Origin of the sequence: Nocardia sp. NPDC046473 (assembly GCF_040645995.1) — a bacterium.
Taxonomy (GTDB): domain Bacteria; phylum Actinomycetota; class Actinomycetes; order Mycobacteriales; family Mycobacteriaceae; genus Nocardia.
This window is the reverse complement of the sequence record NZ_JBEYZJ010000017.1, coordinates 43,302-50,534: the sequence shown is the minus strand read 5'-3', so window position 1 is coordinate 50,534 and position 7,233 is coordinate 43,302. Positions and strand designations below refer to the sequence as shown.

At 63.9% G+C, this 7,233-nt stretch carries 9 protein-coding genes and 1 pseudogene; 5 read left to right on the top strand and 5 right to left on the bottom strand.

Annotated features, from left to right (window positions below; translation table 11 throughout):
• Window positions 1-239: 239 nt before the first annotated feature.
• Window positions 240-665 carry a DUF4189 domain-containing protein gene (locus tag ABZ942_RS43335; protein WP_357392112.1) on the top strand — a complete coding sequence of 142 codons (426 nt, stop codon included), beginning with the start codon at window positions 240-242 and terminating at the stop codon, window positions 663-665.
• A 171-nt stretch (window positions 666-836) separates the two neighbouring features.
• Complete coding sequence (locus tag ABZ942_RS43330) at window positions 837-1,268, top strand: DUF4189 domain-containing protein (RefSeq protein WP_357392111.1); 432 nt, start codon at window positions 837-839, stop codon at window positions 1,266-1,268.
• A gap of 67 nt (window positions 1,269-1,335) precedes the next feature.
• Here the strand turns inward: ABZ942_RS43330 and ABZ942_RS43325 are convergent, their stop codons facing one another.
• From ABZ942_RS43325 to ABZ942_RS43315, 3 genes are read right to left on the bottom strand one after another with little or no spacing between them, the layout of a single operon-like run.
• On the bottom strand, window positions 1,336-1,998 hold the full coding sequence (locus tag ABZ942_RS43325; protein ID WP_357392110.1) for a methionine ABC transporter permease: 663 nt from the start codon (window positions 1,996-1,998) through the stop codon (window positions 1,336-1,338).
• An 11-nt stretch (window positions 1,999-2,009) separates the two neighbouring features.
• Window positions 2,010-3,023 (bottom strand): methionine ABC transporter ATP-binding protein, encoded by a 1,014-nt coding sequence (locus ABZ942_RS43320; protein WP_357392109.1) that lies wholly within the window; start codon window positions 3,021-3,023, stop codon window positions 2,010-2,012.
• Window positions 3,020-3,895: a MetQ/NlpA family ABC transporter substrate-binding protein gene (locus ABZ942_RS43315; protein ID WP_357392108.1), complete on the bottom strand. Its 876-nt coding sequence runs from the start codon at window positions 3,893-3,895 to the stop codon at window positions 3,020-3,022. The genes ABZ942_RS43320 and ABZ942_RS43315 overlap by 4 nt, the downstream gene beginning before the upstream one ends.
• A gap of 132 nt (window positions 3,896-4,027) precedes the next feature.
• On the opposite strand from ABZ942_RS43315, the gene ABZ942_RS43310 reads away from it, so the two are divergent.
• The gene (locus ABZ942_RS43310) at window positions 4,028-4,894 is read left to right on the top strand and encodes a MetQ/NlpA family ABC transporter substrate-binding protein (protein WP_357392107.1); all 867 of its coding nucleotides are present in this window, start codon (window positions 4,028-4,030) and stop codon (window positions 4,892-4,894) included.
• A gap of 6 nt (window positions 4,895-4,900) precedes the next feature.
• On the opposite strand, the gene ABZ942_RS43305 is transcribed toward ABZ942_RS43310, so the two are convergent.
• Window positions 4,901-5,938, bottom strand: a complete 1,038-nt coding sequence (locus ABZ942_RS43305) for a 2-oxoglutarate and iron-dependent oxygenase domain-containing protein (RefSeq protein ID WP_357392106.1) — start codon at window positions 5,936-5,938, stop codon at window positions 4,901-4,903.
• A gap of 232 nt (window positions 5,939-6,170) precedes the next feature.
• Between ABZ942_RS43305 and ABZ942_RS43300 the strand changes: the two genes are divergently transcribed.
• Window positions 6,171-6,563, top strand: a complete 393-nt coding sequence (locus ABZ942_RS43300; RefSeq protein ID WP_357392105.1) for a hypothetical protein — start codon at window positions 6,171-6,173, stop codon at window positions 6,561-6,563.
• Between the two features lie 113 nt (window positions 6,564-6,676).
• Window positions 6,677-6,946, top strand: coding sequence for a hypothetical protein (locus ABZ942_RS43295; RefSeq protein WP_357392104.1), 270 nt, complete (start codon window positions 6,677-6,679; stop codon window positions 6,944-6,946).
• A gap of 49 nt (window positions 6,947-6,995) precedes the next feature.
• On the opposite strand, the pseudogene ABZ942_RS43290 reads toward ABZ942_RS43295, so the two are convergent.
• Window positions 6,996-7,188 (bottom strand): annotated as a pseudogene (locus tag ABZ942_RS43290) (LysR family transcriptional regulator); the annotation flags it as partial.
• Between the last annotated feature and the right edge of the window lie 45 nt (window positions 7,189-7,233).

Below are 7,233 nucleotides of genomic sequence, written 5' to 3'. Positions count from 1 at the left end.
GTCGAGTCAAATGGTCGCTGCCGAAGAGCATCTAGCGACCATTTGACTCGACTCGACGGGGAGTTGCTTGCGAAGTGCGCGGGGGAGGTGGGGTGTTGGAAAGTGTTGCTGGGAGGAGGGATTCGGCGCTGGTGGAGTTGGTGTCGGTGCTTTCCTCGGTAGGCCGGAAACTGGACAGGCTGGGTGTGTTGGGTGATGATCAGCTCCGCGTTTACTTCTTTGGAACCGGGGAGAATCTGGTGTCAGTTCTGAGTAGGGCCGCGTTCGGTGCGGCCCTGACATCCGCTGCGGCGCTGGCCGCCGTTGGCGCGGGCTCGGCGGGTGCGGCGGGCAATTACTATGGGACGCTGGCGCTTTCGCCGGGGACCGGGAAGGTCGTCGAGGCGACCGATCAGCCGACCTGGGTGGCGGCCGATGCGGCGGCGATCAGGGATTGCGGCGTTTACGACTGTCGGATCATGGTGCGGTTCGCCAACGGATGTGCGGCGATCGCGCGGGGTGCCGACGGACAGTTCGCGGCGGACTCGGCGTCGGCGCGGGCGGACGCGGAGCGGCTGGCGATCGCCAAGCTCGGCGAGAGTGCGCCGCCGTTCCCCGATCTCGGTAGCGCGTCGCCACGGGCGGCGAGCATTGTGCTGTCCTCGTGTACGAAGAATGCGAACTGAGCTCGGTCACCACGGCCGTAGTCGGTAACTGTCGTGCGCGCTGCAATTCGAGGGTTTCATTCCGAAAGGTTCTGTGGCCCAGTCTATTTCACGTCGGAAATGATTTGGACAATTCGGGTGCCGTGGCTCATGATCTGACTCGAAGTTATTTCTTTCTCGGGGAGGATCACAATGTCGTTGTCGCGCAAGGCTGCCCTCGGCCTGGTCGTGTCATCCGCGGCCGCATTGGTCGCAGCCGGTGCGGGCGTAGCCCAGGCCGAGCCGGACTCGGCGGGCAGGTACTACGGTTCGCTCGCGCTGAACCCCAAGAACGGGGACACCGCGTCGGGATTCAACTACCCGAGCTGGGAATCGTCGGACGCCAGGGCGCTGGCCGAATGTGACAGTCGGGATTGCTTCATCGTCGTCCGCTTTGTGGACGGCTGCGGTGCGATCTCGGCGAGTTCGGACGGCAAGTGGGCCGTCGGCACCGGCCGGGACCGGGGCGAGGCGGAGCGCAACGCCATGGCCGCCCTCGGCCCGCTGGCACCGCCGTTCCCGAACTTCGGTAGCGCGGCACCCAAGCGTGCCGAGATCCTGCACTCCCAGTGCACGCCGGAGTAGTCACGCCATAACTGAACGAGGGGTATCCGTGCTCAGCGCGGACACCCCTCGTTTTGTTTCGATCTACTTAGCGGCGCAAGACTTTTCGAGCTATCCAGTTGCCGAAGAACTGGATGACCTGCACGCCTGCGATGATGATCAGCGTGGCCACCAGGGTGACCTGCCAGTTGAATCGCTGATAGCCCTGCACGAGCGCGAAATCGCCGAGCCCGCCGCCGCCGACGGTGCCCGCCATGGCGGAAATATCGACGATGCCGATCACCGCGAAGGTGTAGCCGAGTACCAGCGGGCCCAGCGCCTCGGGGATCAACAGCGTCACGATGATGCGCAGTGGCCCGGCGCCGACCGCCCTGGCCGCCTCGATCACGCCGGGGTCGACCGTCACCAGGTTCTGCTCCACGATCCGGGCGATGAACACCGACGCCGCCACGATCATGACGAACGCCGCGGCATCCCCGCCGATGGTGGTGCCGACCACCTTCAGCGTCACCGGGCCCAGCGCCGCCAGCAGAATGATGAACGGGATGGGCCGGACAACGTTGACGATCACGTTGAGCAGCAGGTTGATCGGCGCGTTCGCCAGCAGCCCGCCCTTGCGGGTGACATAGAGCACGGTGCCGAGAAACAGGCCGATCAGGCCGGAGACCACGAAGGTGATCAGCACCAGATAGATGGTCTGGCCGATCGCCTCGTACAGCAGCGGCCGGAGAGTGTCCCAATTCGCGTGCATAGGTACTCCTTTCAGGCCGTCCGGCGGTGGAGTTCGTCGATGACTTGGTCGATGGCTTCGTCGGAGCCGTGCAGCGCCAAGGTGACGCTGCCGAATGTCTTGTCCTGCAACGTGCTCACGCCGCCGTAGACCACCTCGAAGCGGACGTCCGCGTGCACCGCGGTGGCCAGTGCCGCGCCGATGCCGCGCCGGTCGTCCACGTCCACCGTGATCAGCCGGCCGCCGTGTAGCTCACCGAGCCTGCGCAATTCGTCCTCGGACGGCCGATTGTGCAGCACCGTGCCCACGAACGACTGCGTCGGCGCCGCCTTCGGGGCCGCGAAAACCTCGAAGGTACTGGCGAGTTCTACGATGCGGCCCTCGGCGAGCACCGCGACCCGGTCGGCCACCGCGCGGATCACATCCATCTCATGGGTGATCACCACGATGGTGACGCCGAGTTCGCGATTGATCTTCTTCAGCAGTCGCAGCACCTCACCGGTGGTTTCCGGGTCGAGCGCCGAGGTCGATTCGTCCGCGAGCAGCAGCGAGGGTGAGGTCGCCAGCGCGCGGGCGATGCCGACCCGCTGCTTCTGCCCGCCGGACAGCTGATCGGGATAGCTGCGCGCCTTGTCGGACAACCCGACGAACTCCAGCAACTCCGCGACCCGAGCCTTGCGCTCGGCTCGCTGCCAGCCCGCGACCTTCAATGGATACTCGATATTGCCTGCGGCCGTGCGTGATCGGAACAGGTTGAACTGCTGGAACACCATCCCGATATCGCGGCGCAGCCGCCGCACCTGCGCCTCGCGCACCCCGGTGATCGGGGTGCCCGCGACCTCGACGGTGCCGCTGGTCGGCTTCTCCAGCGCGTTGATCAACCGGACCAGCGTGCTCTTGCCCGCGCCGGAATAGCCGATCACGCCGAAGATCTCACCCTGCTCGATGCGCAGATCGATATCGTCCAGCGCGACCTGGGCGTCCGCGCCCTTGCCGAAAACCTTGGTGACCGAACGGAACTCGACTGCGGGCGGGTTATCGGTCACTTGCCGTCGCGGATGGACTGCTGCACCCGCTGCAGAATCTGTTCCAGCTCAGGACCAGTGCGCTTGACCTCGACGGCGGTGCCCTTGGTCACCTCGCTGTGCGCCTTCTGCACCTCGGGGTCGTGCCAGAGTTCGACCAGCTGCAGCAGCTTCGGGTTGTTCTTGTCCTCGGCCCTGGTCACCAGCGCGTTGATGTACGGCTCGGCCGCCGGGTTCTTCGGATCGTCCTTGTACAGCGCCGAACTGGGGTCGACGCCGGACCGCTCGAGGAAGGTGTTGTTGATCACCGAGCCGTCCACCGAGGCCAGTGAGAGCGCGGTCTGCGCGGCGTCGACGGTGGTCACCTTGACCTTGGACGCGCCACGGTCGATGTCGGCGGGGGAGGGCGAGTTGGTGTTCGAGGACAGCTTCAGCAGGCCGGCCGCCTGCAACACGAACAGGGCCCGCGCCTGGTTGGTCGGGTCGTTCGGGATGGCGATCTCCCCGCCCTGCGGGATGTCGGCGAGGGTCTTGTGCTTCTTGGAATACAGGCCCAGCGGCACGATGTAGGTGGACCCGATCGGCGTCAGGGTGTCGTTGTTCGCGACGTTGTACGCGCCGAGGAACTGCAGGTGCTGGAACAGATTCACGTCGATCTGCTTCTGCGCCAGCGCGAGGTTCGGCTGCTTGTAATCGGAGAAGTTGGTGATCTTCAGCGTGATGCCCTTGTCCTTGGCCCGCTGCTCGAAGACGTCCCAGGCTTTGTCCTTGTCGGTGGTGCCGATGCGCACTACCGTGTCGGAGGAAGCCTTGTCGTCAGAACCGCACGCCGTAAGGGTGAGGGCCGCGGTTGCTACCAGGACCGGGATCGCCAGTACCCGATGGAATTTCACTCGTGCTCCCGAAATGCTTGTCGCTATATGAACCCGGTAATCCAAGCGACCTGGCAACCGGGTAGGCAACGGTTGAGATTGTGGTGAGCAAAACCCTTCCGAAAACTTGGACGACCGTCTAGTTTGCTCGCAATGCGCTTGATGCACCGACTACTGCTGATCCCGATCCTGTCCGTCCTGGCCATTGCCGCTGTTTCGTGTGGCGCAGAGCACCGCGGCGACGTGATCCGCATCGGTGTGAACGACCTCTCGTTGCCGCACTGGGACGTGTACAAGAAGAAGGCCGCAGATCAGGGCATCGCGATCGAGTTCGTCAACTTCACCGACTACAACCAGCCCAATCCCGCGCTCGCGCAACGCCAGATCGATCTCAACAAGTTCCAGCACGTGCGATACCTGGCCAACTACAACGCCCGCAACAACGACACCCTGGTGCCGATCGGCGCAACCGAGATCTTCCCGCTGGCGCTGTATTCGCGTAAGCACAAGTCGGTGGCCGACATTCCGCGCGGCGGTCAGATCACGTTGAGCAACAACTCGGCGAACCAGGTGCGTCCGCTGCTCAGCCTGGCTGCAGCCGGGCTGATCGTGCTGAAGGGCGGTGCCAGTTGGGATTCCAAGATCGAGGACGTGGACACCGCAGCGTCGAAGGTGAAGCTGACTCCCATCGATCCGACGTTGACCGCGCAGTCGCTCAGCAGTGTCGATGCCGCGTTCGTCGACGACACCTTCGCTCGCCCAGCAGGTTTGACGAAGAACGACACGATCTACACCGACGACCCGGAACTGCCGGAGCTCAAGCAGTACATCAATATCTTCGCCGCGCGGGCTGCGGACAAGGACAACCCGACGCTGCTGAAACTCGCTCGGCTGTACCACGATCCGGAGGTCGAGGCCGCGGTGCGCGCCGAGACCGGGTACGAGGGCATCTTCAAGACCAACGAACCGGCCGACCTGCAGGCCACGGCGACCGAGCTGGAAGTCAAGTTCCGCAAGTAATTTCGGCTACGAGCGCGCCGAGAGAGCCCGTGCGGCTTCCCTCGGCGCGTTCGTATTCGGTTGCAGGCCACGGGAACCAGCGAGTTTCGCTTGCACGTGTTCGGAGACCGTGATCGGTGCGTACTTGCTGCCGACGCCTATGCAGGAGGGCAAGGTCTCGATCAGTGCGTCGAAATTGCCATCATGGAAAAACGCTGCGCTGCGGCGTCTTTCGACGGCGCCGTCGACGATCGGCGGCATCACCCGGTGCAGAGTGGAGAGCCAGCGTTCGTTCGTCCAGCGGGCCATCAGGTCGCCGAGGTTGATGAGCAGTGCGTCGTCGGCGGGTTGCACGTCGTGCCAGCGGCCGTCCGCGCCGAGCACCTGCAGGCCGGGCACTTGGTCGGCCCACAGGACGGTGACGATGCCGTAGTCGGTGTGCTCGCCCATGCCCTTGAGTTCGCCGTCGAGGTCGATATTGCCCGGTGGCAGTGCGTAGTTGTTCATGCGCAACACATTCAGCGAGTGGTCGGTGAAGCGGTCGAAGTATCCGGTGGGCAGGTCGAGGGCGTCGGCGAAGATCGCGGTAAGGGTGCCCGCGACGCGCGCGGCCTCGGTGTAATACGTCAGTACTCGCTGCCGGAACGTGGGAATCTGTGCGGGCCAGACGTTTTCGGCGTAGCCCGCCGCCGCGGGCAAATCCAGCCCCGGATAGTCGGCAGTGGTGGTGCCGATATTGAACGCCTCGAAGAAATCGTTCATCCGCGTCGCCGACGCTACTCCGAGGCTCAAACTCAGGCTCTCGCTCTTCGGCGGCGAATAGCCCCGATTGAACTCGACCGCCGTCCGATAGGCCTCCTTCGTCGCCTGATCGAGGGCGAAGAAATCATCGAGCGCGGACGCGAACTCGTCGAGCACCGATTGCGCGATCCCATGCCCGCGAATCTGCATGAACCCAACGCTCTGCGCCGCCTCGTCGATCTGCCGCGCGACCACCGCCCGGTCCGCAGCGCTCGCACCGCCGACGTAAGCGGAAATATCGATAACAGGAACCTGAAACTCCACAGCGAGCCGTCCTTCCAATAGCCGATGACCGCTCCATCATGGAACGCGTGTGCGTTCCAAATCGCTCATTCGGGTCACATTCCTGTAAACGCAAGTTCCTATTGGAACGTACCAGTGGTCGATTCCGAAAACTGGTCTGTGCCAGCGAAATTCGTCGCCAATTCGGCTTGCTTTTCTGCCGGTGTGTTGCCCTAAACTGGGGCCCTCATTCCAAGGCGACAGGGGGCTCTACATGTCAGTGACGCTGCGACCGCTCGAGGTGCGTGTGAGCGATTTGGAGACCAAGTACGAACTGCTGGACGAGGACCGGCGCGCGTACGAGGACGCCATCTACAAGACGAAGAGGAGGGTCAAGAAGACCCATCGGTGGGTGCAGGGGATCCAGCAGGAAGTCTGGGAGTTACGCGATGACTTCGTGACATTCAGGCTGGAGATGGGCGCATTCAGGCACGAGGTCCGAGACGAGTTCGCGGCGATCAAGCACAACGTTTCGGGTCTGAAGCAAGACATGTCGGGTCTGAAGGAAGACGTTTCGGGTCTGAAGGAAGATATGTCGGCATTGACCCGGGGTGTTAGTGCGATCGTGTCACACCTCGAAATCAATTTGCCCGAGCGCGAGAACTAGCAGGTAGACCAGCATCCCATCCGTCCTCCGGTGACGTCGCGCTTCGATGCCGGAAGGGCTGTCCGTGCCGACACCGCGAGGGCGGATGGGGGGTCAATGAGATAGGGGGCTGTATGCCGGTAACGCTGGAAGATCTCCAGGCCAGGATGTGTGTGCTCGAAAGGGTGGTAGGGGAGCACGGCGAGAGGCCGTTCTCGGCGCACGACGCCTTCATGGATGTTCGTGACCGGATCATGACGCTGCAACTGCGCATGACGAGTATGCGACTCGAGATGGAGGAACTCGTCGACGAAGTCCACGATCTGGGCGGCCTGGGTGTAGCGGTTGCCGCAATCGCGTCGCACCTGGGTGTGGCTGTTCCAGGGGACGCGGCTCAGCCGTAGGCGATTCCCGCGGGTAGCGTCCACACCGGTACGGTTCCGGTGTGGACGCTCAACTCCGCAGCGTCGTATGGACTTTCGGGCGGGAGCGGGTTACGTCGACGCCGGAGCCGCGGATCATCGCTTGGGTGCGGCGGGGGTGGTGAAGAAGCGGAGACGGCGGGTTGGCGGACGGCAGGGGAGAGGGCGCAGGCGCACCATTCGCCGGACTGCTGTAGGCCGGGGCCATTGAGGTGGGCGAGGCGCTGACCTGCGGACTCCGCTCTGAGCGGAAAGTGCTGCGGGCGGCG

Coding starts and splice junctions, on each gene's coding strand:
- ABZ942_RS43310 (WP_357392107.1), top strand. CDS start 4,028: ATGCGCTTGATGCACCGACTACTGCTGATCCCGATCCTGTCCGTCCTG.
- ABZ942_RS43330 (WP_357392111.1), top strand. CDS start 837: ATGTCGTTGTCGCGCAAGGCTGCCCTCGGCCTGGTCGTGTCATCCGCG.
- ABZ942_RS43300 (WP_357392105.1), top strand. CDS start 6,171: ATGTCAGTGACGCTGCGACCGCTCGAGGTGCGTGTGAGCGATTTGGAG.
- ABZ942_RS43295 (WP_357392104.1), top strand. CDS start 6,677: ATGCCGGTAACGCTGGAAGATCTCCAGGCCAGGATGTGTGTGCTCGAA.
- ABZ942_RS43325 (WP_357392110.1), bottom strand. CDS start 1,998: ATGCACGCGAATTGGGACACTCTCCGGCCGCTGCTGTACGAGGCGATC.